A 12,753-nucleotide genomic window follows, 5' to 3' on the forward strand; every position below is an offset into this window, starting at 1 on the left:
GCCGCGCTCCGCGTCGAGGAAATCGGTCTCCTCGTCCGCCGCAAGCTCCAGCAGCGAGCCGCCGCCCGCCTCGTCCAGCGTTTCGACCCCGGCGCCGTATTTGCCGGCGATGGGGCTGACGCCCTCGCGGGCACCCGGCGAGACGACGACGAGGCTCGGCTCGGCATCGCCGATGAAATAGTTGAGTTCGGCCAGCGTATAGGCGGTGTTGAGCGGCAGGTAGACGGCGCCGGCCCTGACGCAGGCGAGATAGAGCATCAGCGCCTCGGGGCTCTTTTCCACCTGCACGGCGACCCTGTCGCCCGGGCGCACGCCGCGCGCGGCGAGGGCGCCGGCGAGCTGCCCCGAAAGCGCGATCATGTCGCCATAGGTCCATCGACGCCCGTCGCCCGTCTCGATGAAGATCGCCTCCGGCCGTGCCGCTGCCCGGATCGCGTCGAAGAGATGGTTGCTCATGGGGTCGTTTCCCTCGTGTTGCCGATTCTGCCCCGCGCCGGGCCAAGCCGCGAGCACACTAGAGCATTTCCAGCCGAAGCGAAGTCGCTTCGGCGTCGGATAATGCGGCAGAACAAGAATCTGGAGCCTTGCGGATCCGCGCCGGACAGCGCGAATTCCCCGCCACCGGTTCAGGGCGCGGGCGCCTTCAGCGGGCCAAGCGCGCTCAGGTGCTGGCGCATCGCCTCGGCGGCCTCTCCATTCCGGCCGTCCAGCACCAGTTCGAGGATGTGCACATGTTCGGCGCAGCGCTGGCGGGCCTGTTCGCGGTCCACCCGCTGCTGGTACTCGATGAGCCGGCGCAGCCGGTCGACGCGCCGGAGGCTTTCGATGAAGAAGGCGTTGCGGCTGCATTCGGCGATCGCCTCGTGCATCTCGCTGTTCGTCTCGAACAGGCGCACGGCCGAGATCTCCAGGATCTCCCCCGCCACGAAACGGCGCTGCTGTTCGAGATGCCGCTCCAGCACGGGCCGGTTGAGCGTGAAGCCCGGCTCCAGCAGCGCGGCCGGCTCGATCGCCTGGCGAAAGCTGTAGCTCTGCCGGTAGGTCTCCATCGAGGTCAGTACCGGCAGGAAGCGCCAGCCGTGCCCGGGCAGCCGCTCCGCCCAGCCTTCCTCCGACATGCGCCTGAGCAGGGCCTGCAGGCGCGGGCGGGTGATGCCGTAGCGGCGCAGGAGCTCGTTCTCGCTCGTCCGGTCGGGGATCTCGCCGGCCAGCCGGTCGCGGGCGATGGCGAGATAGACCTCCTCGCCGCCGTCGGGCGCCGGCGTGCTGGCGGCAAGCGCCTTCGCGGCGGAAGGATCGGCCACCTTGAAGCCGCCGCGCTCGGCCGCCGTCAGCACGCCGGCGCGCTGCAGTTCGCGCAGCGCCGTGCGGATCGGCGAGCGCGAGACGAGGAAGCGTTCCGCAAGGCTGCGCTCGGTCAGGGGCTCGCCGGGCGCCAGCCGCTCGGCATGCACGAGCCGGGCGATCTCGTGGGCAAGGGTGCTGGCTATCTGGGTCATCGGCGCTCCTGGATGGCCTGTGCCTTGTCGCATGTTCCGCGGGCTTCGCCAAGCGCCGGTTCTTTGTGCTTGCATAGTACCAGGATTCGGGCTATTGGACTTTTGTCATTTCAAAACACCAAGGAGAGTGCGCCGGCAGGACCGGCGCCGCCAGATTGATTGCCTGTGGATTGTCGTATATACGCGCTTAATACCATCCAGGGGTCGATCATGAACGAACTTCATCGCTCGCTGGCGGACAAGATCGTCCGCCATATCAGGACATCGGCCATGGAACGGGGACAGCACCTGACGGAAGCCAGCCTCCAGTCCCTGTTCGGCACGTCGCGCCAGCCGATCCGCTCGGCGCTCGGCATCCTGGCCGACCAGGGCATTGTCGAGCGGGTGCCCAACAAGGGCTTCTACCTGCGCGATCCCGACCGCATCGCCGCCGATCCGCTGCCCGCGGCCAACGAGACGTCGGACGAGGCGACCTATCTGCGCATCGCCGAAGACCGCCTGTCGCGCCGCCTGCCGGACCGGGTCAGCGAGACCGACCTCATGCGGCGCTACGGCGTGTCACGGCTGGGGCTGCGGCGCATCCTGACGCGCATTTCCGGCGAGGGCTGGATCGAGCGCAACGAGGGCCGGGGCTGGACCTTCGCGGTGCTGATCGATTCCGTCGAGGCCTACCGGGAATGTTACGACCTGCGCCAGGCGATCGAGGTGCACGGCATCCGCTCGCCCGAGTTCCGGGCCGATCCCGCCGTGCTCGCGGACCTGCGCCGCCGGCAGGAGATCGTCGCCGACGGCGGCTGGCGTCGGCTCAGCCAGATGGAGCTGTTCGAGGCGAATTCGTCCTTCCACGAGGGTCTCGCCGCGCTCTCCGGCAACCGTTTCCTGGTCAACACGGTGCAGAAGCTCAACCAGCTCCGTCGCCTGATCGAATACCGCCAGACGCTGAATGCCGAGCAGGTGCGCGGCCAGAATGCCGAGCACCTCGCCATTCTCGACGCGCTGGATGCCGGCGATACCGGCAGGGCGGCGGACCTGATGCACGACCACCTCGGCAGGGCCAAGCTGCGCAAGGCCCGCGCCGAAATGTTTTCCGGTGGCCCCGCTGGCGGGCCGAGCAAGGGAGGTGACACATGACACGCGTACTTATACCCGCAGGCGCGCTGGGACTGGGCTATGACCGCGCGGCGCTGGAGCGCGGCGTCGCCAACCGGCCCGATATCATCGCCATCGACGGCGGATCGACGGACAGCGGCCCGTCCTATCTCGGGCGCGGCGTCTCGAAATATTCGCGCGCTTCGACCAAGGTGGAGTGGCGCGAATTGATGCAGGCGCGGGCCAAGGCCGGCGTGCCGCTCGTCATCGGCACGGCCGGCACCTGCGGCGCCGATGCCGCGGTCGACTGGCTGTTCGACATCACCCGCGAGATCGCCCTGGAGGAGGGCATGCAGGTCAAGGTCGCAACGCTGAAATCCGGCCAGCCGAAGGAACGGGTGAAGGCCGCGCTCGGCGAGGGCCGCCTGCACGCGCTGCCCGCCGCGCCCGACATCAACGAGGCCATCGTCGACGACTGCACCAACATCGTCGCGCTGGCCGGCGTCGAGCAGGTGGCGGCGGCGCTCGCCACCGGGGCGGACATCGTGATTGCCGGCCGGACGACCGACACGGCCATCATCGCAGCGCTGCCGGTGGTGCGCGGCGACCATGCCGGCGCCGCCTGGCACGGCGCCAAGGTCGGCGAATGCGGGGCGCTTGCCACCACGCAGCCGAATTCCGGCGTGATCCAGATCGATTTCGACGCCTCGGGCTTCACCATCGAGCCGATGGCCGCCGATGCCGCCGCGACGCCCTACACCGTCTCCGCCCACATGCTCTACGAGAACTCCGACCCCTTCATCCTGCACGAGCCGGGCGGCCATCTCGACGTGACGCGGTCGGAATACGAGGCGCTCGACGGGCGCCGGGTGCGCGTCGAGGGCTCGAAATGGGTGCCGGGGGGCTACACGGTCAAGCTGGAGGGCGCCCGCATCGTCGGCTACCAGACGGTCGGTCTCGCGGTGGTGCGCGAGCGCCGCTATGTCGAGCATGTGCGCGAATGGGCGGCGGATGTCGAGGCCAGGGTGCGCGACAAGATCGTCGCCCGCATGGGCCTTGCCCCCGATGCCTTCACCGTCGAGATCCGGCTGATCGGCATGGATGCGACGCTCGGCGCGCTGGAGAACCGCCACGACATTCCCGTCGAGGTCGGCATTCTCGGCATCCTCACCTGCCCGACCGCCGAGCTGGCGGCCGAGGCCGGCAAGATCCTCAACCCCTATCTCCTGCACCATCCCCTGACCGAGGACGAGCCGATGCCGACCTTCGCCTTCCCCTTCTCGCCCGCCGAAATGCAGCGCGGCGCGCTCTACGAGTTCTGCCTCAACCATGTGATGGAGCTGGACGACCCGCTCGCCGCCTTCGTGCTCGAGACGCACGAGGTGGGACATGCCTGAACTGGGAAGCCTCGTCAGCAAGGTGCGCTCCAAGAATGCCGGGCCGTTCTGGCTGACGGTCGATGTCTTCTGCGACGATCCGGCGACCTATGCCCGGGTGCGCGACGGGCTGAAGGACGCCACGGTGGCGAAGCTCTTCGGCGTCGAGCAGCAATTGCTCAAGCGCTTCGACATCCCGGCGCTCAACGTGGTGAAGTTCTCCGTGCCGCGCCCCGTCGTCCAGGGCACGCGCGCCGACCGCGACATGCACGGCGCCGGCTGGGCCTGCCTGCTTGAGGAACTGCAGATCGACTGACCGGCCTGTTGCGCGCCGTTTCCTTTCGACGCCCTCTGCCCTGGGCGTTTTGTTTGCAGGCCGAGGTTGCCGGCGCTCCGTTGTTTTCTTTTGAAACGATGTCGCTTCAGCAGTGGCCTATGAACAATGGAGATGACGGCCACCCCCTCTGCCCTGCCGGGCAGAGGGGGGCTGCACCGGGTCCGGAACCCGGACCGCTTATTGCGCGGAACCGTTGCCTCCCAACGGCAACAACGGTGTTGCGCAACCGATAATATTGTCGTAAGTGTCTTATTAAGACAACGGCAAGGAGGCCGGTGTCTGTGTTGCCGCTCGGCAGCACCGGGGCTTTCGACCCGGACTTTTTGGGAGGAAATTATGATCAAAGCAGTTTTTGCCGCAGCATTGGCGTTTTCGCTTTCGGCCGCAGCGCCGGCCCTTGCCGATCCGGCCGTGGTGATGGCGCCGGGCGGCGCCGGCGGCGGCTATGACGCCATGGCGCGCCTGCCGTTCGAGGCCATGTCGAAGGAAGGCATCTTCACCGATGGCGCGACCTTCACCAACAAGGGCGGTGCCGGCGGCACGATCGGCCTTGCCGAATTCGTCGGCGCGAACCGCGGCAACGACAATGCCGTCATGTCGATGGGCGTCATCCTGGTCGGGGGCATCCTGCTCAATTCCTCGCCCGTCACGCTCGACGACGTGACGCCGCTGGTGCGCCTCACCAACGATACGGGCGTCGTCGCGGTGGCGACCGATTCCCCGATCAAGACGGTGGACGACCTCGTCAAGGCGATGAAGGAGAACCTCGGTGCCGTGTCGATCGGCGGCGGCTCGGCCGGCGGCGTCGACCATATCGTGATGGCGCTGATCGCCAAGGAAAGCGGCCTGGAGCCGGCCAGGCTGAACTACATCCCCTATGACAGCGGCGCGGAAGCCGTGACCGCGCTCGGCGGCGGCGCCGTGACGGTCGCCGTCTCGGGCGTCTCGGAATTCAAGCCGATGGCCGATGCCGGCCGCATCCGCATCATCGCCGTCACCTCCGAGGGCCGCGTCGAGGGCATCGACGCGCCGAGCCTGAAGGAAGCCGGCCTCAACGTGGTCGTCGGCAACTGGCGCGGCATCGTCGGCGCGCCCGACATGTCGGCGGAGGGCCGTACCATGTGGCTCGACCGCTTCGCCAAGATGCACGACAGCACTGCCTGGAAGGACATCCTGGCCAAGCAGGGCTGGGAAGACGCCTACCTTGCCGGGGATGATTTCGTCGCCTTCCTGAACGACGAAAAGACCCGCATCGGCGCAATCCTGAAGGAAGCCGGCCTCACCAAGTAAGCCGCCGCGCTTTTCGAAAGGATGTCTGACATGACGGAACGCCCCTATTGGATTGCGGCGGGAACGGTCGGCTGGGGAGCCATCGTTTTCTGGAAGGCCGCGGAACTGCCCCAGTTCGACCAGTACGCCCATGTCGGCCCGGGCTTCATGCCCTCGGCCGTCGGGCTCGGCCTGGTCGTCCTGGGCCTGCTGCTGGCACTGCAGATCTACCGGGGCGTTCCGTTCGAGGAACAGGGCGCCGAGGACGTGAGCGAGGACCACAAGGTCAACTACATGGCGCTCGGCCTTGCCGCGGCCGCCAGCGCCCTGCCGATGCTGACGATGAAGCCGCTCGGCTTCGTCATCACCTGCACCGGCTGTTTCGTGCTGGTCGCGGCGGCCTTCAAGTCGCGCCGCTGGCATCTCGACCTGGTGCTCGGCTTCGGCTTCTCGCTTTTGTGCTGGTGGCTCTTCCGCAAGCTGGGCGTCCAGCTCGGCGGTCTTCTTCCGATGATGGGGGTGTAGGATGGACGCGATCACCGGCCTGATGAACGGTTTTTCCGTCGCCCTGCAGCCGCAGAACCTGTTTTGGGCCTTCGTCGGCACCTTCATGGGCACCGCCATCGGCGTGCTGCCCGGCATCGGCCCGGCGCTGACCATCGCGCTGCTCCTGCCCGTCACAGTCTATATCGAACCGACGGCGGCCTTCATCATGTTCGCCGGCATCCTGTACGGCGCGATGTATGGCGGCTCCACCACCTCGATCCTGCTCAACACGCCCGGCGAGAGCGGCTCGATGATGACCGCGCTGGAAGGCAACAAGATGGCCCGCCAGGGCCGCGGCGCGGCGGCGCTCTGCACGGCCGCGATCGGCTCCTTCGTCGCCGGCACCATCGGCACGCTCGGCATCACCTTCCTCGCCCCGCCCATCGCCGAGCTCGCCTTCATCTTCAAGCCGCAGGACTATTTCGCCCTGATGCTGCTCGCCTTCCTCTCCGTCTCCGTGGTGATGGGGACGTCCAAGGTGCGCGGCTTCATCGCGCTCTTCCTCGGCCTGTCGCTCGGCGTCGTCGGCATCGACAAGCAGACCGGCCTGCAAAGGCTGACCTTCGGCGTGCCGGACCTCATGGACGGCGTCGAGATGACCGTCGTGCTCGTCTCGCTCTTCGCCGTCGGCGAGACGCTCTATGTCGCCAGCCGCTTCGGCTTCCAGAAGCCCAACCTCAATCCGCTTTCCGGCGGCATCTGGATGACGAAGGAAGACTGGAAGCGCTCGTGGAAGCCGTGGCTGCGCGGCACCGGCTTCGGCTTTCCCATCGGCGCGCTGCCGGCCGGCGGCGCGGAGATCCCGACCTTCCTTTCCTATACGGTCGAGCGCAACCTGACCAAGCATCCGGAGGAGTTCGGCCATGGCGCCATCGAGGGCGTGGCCGGTCCCGAGGCCGCGAACAACGCCGCTGCCGCCGGCGTGCTGGTGCCGCTCCTGACGCTCGGCCTGCCGACCTCGGCCACCGCCGCGATCCTGCTCGCCGCCTTCCAGAACTACGGGCTGCAGCCGGGGCCGCTGCTGTTCATCAACTCCGCCGATCTCGTCTGGGGCCTCATCGCCTCGCTCTATGTCGGCAACCTGATGCTGCTGATCCTCAACCTGCCGCTGGCGGGGCTGTGGGTGCGGCTGCTCTTCATCCCGCGTCCCTATCTCTATGCCGGCATCCTGATCTTCTCGCTGGTCGGCATCTGGGGCGTGTCGAACTCCTGGGTGGACCTTGCCATGATGGCCGGCGTCGGCGTGCTCGGCTACATGATGCGCGTCTATGATTTCCCGATCGCGCCGGTGCTGATCGGCCTCATCCTCGGGCCGATGGCGGAGGTGCAGATGCGCCGGGCGCTCGCCGTGGGGCAGGGGGATCCGACGGTCTTCGTCTCCACCCCGCTCTCGGCCGTGCTCATCGCCGTCTCGGTCCTGATCCTGATCGTGCCGGCGATGCTGCACTGGCGGCGCACCCGCAAGATCGACATGCCCGACGAAACCGCCGGCGTCTGACGCCGCCCACCATCCACGCCGATGCCTGACCGGCCGCCTCCCTGCGGCCGGGCGGGCGGTCGCAACCCTCCGGGAGCCCAAAATGGCCGAAACGCTTTATTTTAGAGCCGAAGACCTGATCCGATACGCCAAAGCCCTGTTCCTCTCCGTGGGCATGAGCGAGGCGGACGCGGCGCTGATCGCGGGCGACCTCGTCAAGGCGAACCTGCGCGGCGTCGACAGCCACGGCGTCAGCCGCATCCCGATGTATCTGGAGCGGCTGAAGCGCGGCCTCGTCAATCCGCGCCCCGACGTGACGGTGACGAAGGCGGCCGGCGCCGTTGCCGCGGTCGACGGCGACAACGGCATGGGCTTCATCGCCTCGAACATCGCCATGAACGCCGCCTGCGACATTGCCGGCGAGATGGGCATCGGCCTTGCCGGCGTCCGCCGCTCCACGCATTTCGGCATGGGGGCGTGTTATGCGCTGCGCGCCATCGAGCGCGGCTTCATCTCGATGATCTTCACCAATTCCTCGCCCGCCATTCCGATGTGGGGCGGGCGCACCACCTTCCTCGGCGCAAGCCCCATTGCCGCCGGCATCCCGGGCGGCAAGCACCCGCCCTATGTCATGGACATGGCGATGACGGTGATCGCGCGCGGCAAGATCCGGCTCGCCGCCATGAAGGGCGATCCGATAGCCGAGGGCCTGGCGCTCGATGTCGAGGGCAACCCCACCACGGACGCCGCCAAGGCCTTCGAGGGCGTCTGCCTGCCCTTCGGCGGCGTCAAGGGCTCGGTGCTGGCGACGCTGATGGACCTGATGTCCGGCGTCCTCACCGGCGCGAATTTCGGCGGCGACGTGAAGAGCCTCTATTTCGACCATTCCGAGCCGCAGAATGTCGGCCACCTGTTCTTCGCCATCAAACCCGACCTCTTCCTCTCGCTGGACGATTTCGGCGCCCGCATGGATGAGTTCTACGAGCGCATCAAGGTGCTGCCGCGCGCGGCCGGCGTCGAGGAGATCATGATGCCGGGCGAGCCCGAGCAGCGCCGCGAGGACGAGCGCCGCCGCACCGGCATTCCCGTCACCGGCAATGTCGTCGCGGACCTTGCCGCCGAGGGCGCGGTCGCCGGCATCGCCGTGCCGGAAGGCAGCGCGGCTCCGTTCGAGGCGGCCTGATGAACCGCCTCTCCGCCCATATCGGCTATCTCTACGCAGACCTGCCGCTTGCCGAGCGGCCGGCGGCGGCGGCGCGCGACGGCTTCACCGCTATCGAGCATCCCGAGCCCTGGGCCGTGCCGGCCAAGGAGATGCGGGCCCGCCTTGCCGATCTCGGCCTCACCTTCTCGCAGGTCACCTCGGGCATGGGCGACGCGGCTGCGGGCGAGAAGGGCCTTGCCGCGCTCGCCGGCCGCGAGGCGGAGTTCTGCGCCGGCTTCGACCGCGCGCTCGCCTATGCGCTGGAGATCGGTTGCCCCTTCGTCCACCCCATGGCGGGCGTGCCGAGGGGCGGGCTCCTCGATGCCGCCGAGACCTACCGGCTGAACCTCTCCTGGGCGCTGAACCGGGTCGAGGGCAGCGGCGTGCGGGTGCTGGTCGAGGCGATCACCATTCCCGGCTATCACATGGGCAGCCTTGCCCTTGCGGCGGAGCTGCAGGATCAGTTCCACGACCGTTTCGCCCTCCTGTTCGACACCTACCATGCCGCCGTGCTGGGCGAGGACCCGCATCGCTGGATCACGCGGAACGCCGGCCGCATCGGCCATGTCCATATCGCCGACCATCCCGGCCGCCACGAGCCGGGAACCGGAACGCTTTCCTTCGAGCCCGTCCTTACCGCCCTCACGGCGGCGGGCTATGCCGGCGCCATCGGCTTCGAATACATCCCCTCCGCCGCGACATCCGCCAGCGCCGCCTTCCTGCCCGGCTGGAAGCGGCTCCTTTCCGAAAAGGTTTCGCCATGACAGCCATCACGTCCGTCAACCCCGCCACCGGCCGGCCCATCTGCAGCTTCGACCTGCAGGACGATGCCGCCGTGGACGCCGCTTTGGAAGCGGCCGCCCGGGCGCAGCGTGCCTGGCGGCGCGTGCCGGTCGGCGAGCGCGTGGCGCTGCTCACCCGCATGGCCGCGGCGCTGCGCGCCGGCAAGGCGCGCTATGCCGGGATGATCGTGCGCGAAATGGGCAAGCCCATCGCGGAAGCCGAGGCCGAGATCGAGAAATGCGCGTATAATTGCGACTTCTATGCCGAGCATGCGCCGGCCTATCTCGCCGACGAGCCCGTCGCCTCCAATGCCAGCGAAAGCGTCGTTGCCTTCGAGCCGCTCGGCGTGGTGCTGGCGATCATGCCGTGGAACTATCCGTTCTGGCAGTATTTCCGCTTCGCCGCCCCGGCGCTCGCCGCCGGCAACGGCGCCATCCTCAAGCATGCCAACAACGTGCCGGAATGCGCGCTCGCCGTACAGGAGGTGATGGAGGCCGCCGGTGCCCCGGCCGGGCTGACGGCGACGCTCCTTATCGACACGTCCAGGGTCGCCGGCCTCATCGCCGACCCGCGCATCGCCGCCGTGACGCTGACCGGCTCGACCGAGGTCGGCGCCATCGTCGCCGCGCAGGCCGGCAAGGCGCTGAAGAAGCAGGTGCTGGAGCTCGGCGGCTCCGACCCGTTCATCGTGCTCGCCGATGCCGACCTCGACGCCGCCGCCGAGACCGCCGTCAAGGCGCGCTACATCAATGTCGGCCAGTCCTGCGTCAACGCCAAGCGCTTCATCGTGGAGGAGGCCGTGGCGGACCGCTTCACCGCGCTCTTCGTCGAGAAGGCCGCCGCGCTGACGATCGGCGATCCCATGGCGCGCGACACGAAGATCGGCCCGATGGCCCGCGAGAACCTGCGCACCGGCCTGCACGAGCAGGTGAAGCGCTCGCTCGCCGAAGGGGCCGTGCTGAAGCTCGGCGGCGCGCCGGTCGAGGGCGACGGCTTCTACTATCCGCCGACCGTGCTCGATCATGTCCGGCCCGGCATGACCGCCTTCCGCGAGGAGACCTTCGGCCCGGTCGCCGCCATCATCCGCGCGAAGGACGCAGACGAGGCCGTCGCCATGGCCAATGACAGCGAATACGGTCTCGGCGCCGCGCTCTGGACGGGCGACGTAGCCCGCGGCCGGGCGCTCGCCGCCCGCATCGATGCCGGCGCCGTCTTCATCAACGGCATGACCGCCTCCGACCCGCGCTATCCCTTCGGCGGCATCAAGCGCTCCGGCTACGGGCGAGAGCTCGGCGTCTACGGCATCCGCGAATTCGTCAACGTCAAGACCGTCTGGATCGGTCCTTCCAAGTGAGGTCCCACATGCCCGAACCCGCCATCCTGCGCCCGCACGAACTGAAGACCAACGATCGCGGCGGCGGCGCGCGCACCACGCCGCTCGTCACCCGCCGCTGCGGCTCCACCAGCATGATCAACGGCATCACCGCCTTCGATCCCGGCGCCGCCATCGGCCTGCATTTCCACAATTGCGAGGAGAGCGTCATGGTGATCGAGGGCGAGGCGATCGCCGAGATCGACGGGGTGCAGCACCACCTTGCCACCAACGACACGACCTGGATCCCCGCCAACGTGCCGCACCGCTTCATCAATGCGTCGGACAAGCCGATGCGCATCTTCTGGACCTATGCCACGGTCGACGCCACCCGCACCATGGTCGCGACAGGCGAGAGCCGGTCGATCGACGCCGAACACGGCCACGCACCGAAATGACGGAGAAAGCCCTGCCGCCGGTCGCCACCCATCGGACGGCAGGGCAATCGCATAAGGAATTCAACGTTGCCGCCTTCCCCTTCTCCCCCGCGGGGAGAAGGTGGCCCGAAGGGTCGGATGAGGGGGTGATTCGGGTGGGATTCCTAACTTTCCTGCCTTCGCCATCCCCCTCATTCGCCTGCCTTCCCCTTCTCCCCGCGGGGGAGAAGGGGAAGGCGGCAACGTTGAATTCCTTATGCGATTGCCCTGTATCTGACAGGGGGTATAGCGCGCAGCCTTTTCTACGGCGCGGCATGACCTTGCGGAGCGGCCCGCAGCCGCGCCAGCGCCGCCACGATCGCCCGCCCGGCGGCCTCCACGTCCCCGGCTGAAATGTCGAGATGGGTGACCATGCGGATGCGGCTCTCGCCCTCGACATTGACGCGGACCGCCTCGCCGAGCAGCGCCTCGGCCAGGGCGCGCGCGGGGACGCCCGTTCCGGAAAGGTCGAGAAAGAGGATGTTGGTGACGGCGCCCCCCGGCTGCAGGGCAAGGCCGGGCACCGCGCCGAGCAGCGCCGCGAGCCGCCGGGCATTGGCATGGTCCTCCGCCAGGCGCGCGACATTGTGGTCGAGCGCATAGAGCCCCGCGGCGGCGAGGATGCCGGACTGCCGCATCGCCCCGCCGAGCCGGTGCTTCCAGACCAGCGCTTCCTCGATGAAGGCCTCCGGCCCCGCCAGCACGGCGCCGACCGGGCATCCCAGTCCCTTGGAGAGGTCGATCCAGACGCTGTCGCAGGGCGCGGCGAAGCGCGCCGCCGCAAGGCCGGTGGCGACAGCGGCGTTGAGCAGCCGCGCGCCGTCCATGTGCAGCGCAAGCCCGTTTTCGCGCGCCAGCGCCTTCAGGGCGAGGATCTCCGCCTCGGGCCAGATGCGCCCGCCGCCCCGGTTGGTGGTCTGCTCGATGGCGATGACCCGGCTGCGCGGCGAACGGTGGCGCGGCGCCCGCAGCCGGCGGGCGACGTCCTCCACGGAAAAGAGGCCCGTCGCCGTCTCGATCGGCCGGAACTGCGCGCCGGAAAGCGCGGCCGCCCCCGCCCCCTCCGAGCCGAAGACATGGGCGTTCTCCGCGCAGACGATCTCGTCCCCCGCCCGGCAATGGACGAGGAAGGCGATCTGGTTCGCCATCGTCCCGGACGGCAGGAACAGCGCCTTCTCCTGCCCGAGAAGCCCGGCCACCCGCGCCTCCAGCGCCAGCGTCGTCGGGTCCTCGCCCCGCTGCTCGTCGCCCACGGGCGCCGCCGCGATGGCCTGGCGCATGCCCTTGGAGGGGCGCGTCGCGGTGTCGGCGGCAAGATCGATGAGGCGGGGCTGTGTCGGCATGTCTCGTCGGTCCTTCCCGTGTTCGAAATCGGCCGGGACTAT

The 12,753-nt window shown here is 68.5% G+C and carries 13 protein-coding genes; 10 read left to right on the forward strand and 3 right to left on the reverse strand.

The window, feature by feature from the left end:
• On the reverse strand, nt 1-456 hold a 456-nt coding region (locus tag MUU56_RS19005), incomplete at its 3' end, for an AMP-binding protein (RefSeq protein ID WP_244768861.1).
• Between the two features lie 170 nt (nt 457-626).
• Nucleotides 627-1,499 carry a GntR family transcriptional regulator gene (locus MUU56_RS19010; RefSeq protein WP_244768862.1) on the reverse strand — a complete coding sequence of 291 codons (873 nt, stop codon included), beginning with the start codon at nt 1,497-1,499 and terminating at the stop codon, nt 627-629.
• Between the two features lie 210 nt (nt 1,500-1,709).
• Between MUU56_RS19010 and MUU56_RS19015 the strand changes: the two genes are divergently transcribed.
• The 10 genes from MUU56_RS19015 to MUU56_RS19060 all read left to right on the forward strand — a co-directional run bounded on the left by MUU56_RS19015 (nt 1,710) and on the right by MUU56_RS19060 (nt 11,350).
• Complete coding sequence (locus MUU56_RS19015) at nt 1,710-2,630, forward strand: GntR family transcriptional regulator (RefSeq protein ID WP_244768863.1); 921 nt, start codon at nt 1,710-1,712, stop codon at nt 2,628-2,630.
• The gene (locus tag MUU56_RS19020) at nt 2,627-3,985 is read left to right on the forward strand and encodes an acyclic terpene utilization AtuA family protein (protein WP_244768864.1); all 1,359 of its coding nucleotides are present in this window, start codon (nt 2,627-2,629) and stop codon (nt 3,983-3,985) included. The genes MUU56_RS19015 and MUU56_RS19020 overlap by 4 nt, the downstream gene beginning before the upstream one ends.
• On the forward strand, nt 3,978-4,280 hold the full coding sequence (locus tag MUU56_RS19025) for a DUF4387 family protein (protein WP_244768865.1): 303 nt from the start codon (nt 3,978-3,980) through the stop codon (nt 4,278-4,280). Before MUU56_RS19020 ends, MUU56_RS19025 begins: the two co-directional genes overlap by 8 nt.
• Nucleotides 4,281-4,637: 357 nt before the next feature.
• A complete protein-coding gene (locus tag MUU56_RS19030; RefSeq protein ID WP_244768866.1) occupies nt 4,638-5,591 on the forward strand; it encodes a tripartite tricarboxylate transporter substrate binding protein in 954 nt (317 codons plus the stop codon).
• A 30-nt stretch (nt 5,592-5,621) separates the two neighbouring features.
• Entirely contained in the window at nt 5,622-6,095 is a 474-nt protein-coding gene (locus MUU56_RS19035; protein WP_244768867.1) for a tripartite tricarboxylate transporter TctB family protein, read from the forward strand.
• A 1-nt stretch (nt 6,096) separates the two neighbouring features.
• Nucleotides 6,097-7,614: a tripartite tricarboxylate transporter permease gene (locus MUU56_RS19040; protein ID WP_244768868.1), complete on the forward strand. Its 1,518-nt coding sequence runs from the start codon at nt 6,097-6,099 to the stop codon at nt 7,612-7,614.
• An 82-nt stretch (nt 7,615-7,696) separates the two neighbouring features.
• Complete coding sequence (locus MUU56_RS19045; RefSeq protein ID WP_244768869.1) at nt 7,697-8,776, forward strand: Ldh family oxidoreductase; 1,080 nt, start codon at nt 7,697-7,699, stop codon at nt 8,774-8,776.
• Entirely contained in the window at nt 8,776-9,561 is a 786-nt protein-coding gene (locus MUU56_RS19050; protein WP_244768870.1) for a hydroxypyruvate isomerase family protein, read from the forward strand. Before MUU56_RS19045 ends, MUU56_RS19050 begins: the two co-directional genes overlap by 1 nt.
• Complete coding sequence (locus tag MUU56_RS19055; RefSeq protein ID WP_244768871.1) at nt 9,558-10,934, forward strand: NAD-dependent succinate-semialdehyde dehydrogenase; 1,377 nt, start codon at nt 9,558-9,560, stop codon at nt 10,932-10,934. Before MUU56_RS19050 ends, MUU56_RS19055 begins: the two co-directional genes overlap by 4 nt.
• A gap of 8 nt (nt 10,935-10,942) precedes the next feature.
• Nucleotides 10,943-11,350: a cupin domain-containing protein gene (locus tag MUU56_RS19060; protein WP_244768872.1), complete on the forward strand. Its 408-nt coding sequence runs from the start codon at nt 10,943-10,945 to the stop codon at nt 11,348-11,350.
• A 281-nt stretch (nt 11,351-11,631) separates the two neighbouring features.
• Here the strand turns inward: MUU56_RS19060 and MUU56_RS19065 are convergent, their stop codons facing one another.
• Nucleotides 11,632-12,711 (reverse strand): threonine aldolase family protein, encoded by a 1,080-nt coding sequence (locus tag MUU56_RS19065; RefSeq protein ID WP_244768873.1) that lies wholly within the window; start codon nt 12,709-12,711, stop codon nt 11,632-11,634.
• Nucleotides 12,712-12,753 lie beyond the last annotated feature (42 nt).

The sequence above is a fragment of the Shinella yambaruensis genome (assembly GCF_022899355.1).
GTDB lineage: Bacteria > Pseudomonadota > Alphaproteobacteria > Rhizobiales > Rhizobiaceae > Shinella > Shinella yambaruensis.